The organism is Kineococcus sp. AC630, assembly GCF_979255925.1.
The window spans coordinates 1-266 of record NZ_CEEDMJ010000088.1 but is presented as its reverse complement, the minus strand read 5'-3'; the positions used below and the strand labels follow the sequence as shown (position 1 = coordinate 266).

The 266-nt window shown below is 70.7% G+C and carries 1 pseudogene; it reads right to left on the bottom strand.

The annotated features are described in order from the left end of the window. Window positions 1-266 (bottom strand): annotated as a pseudogene (locus AC0I8G_RS25960) (NCS2 family permease); the annotation flags it as partial.

Genomic DNA, 266 nt, shown 5'->3' with positions numbered 1-266 from the left:
AGCCCGACGATCGTGATGAACAACCCGATCCCCACGCTGATGGCGATCTTCAGCGGCGCCGGGACCGCCCGGCACACCGCCTCCCGCAGACCCGTGAGCACCAGGACGAGGATCACCAGGCCCTCGATGACCCCGAGCCCCATGGCGTCGGCCCAGGTCATCCTCGGCAGGCTGGCCACGCCGAAGGCCAGGAACGCGGTCAGGCCCAGCCCGGTCGCCAGCGCGAGCGGGTAGTTCGCGACCGCACCCATCAGCAGGGTCACGAC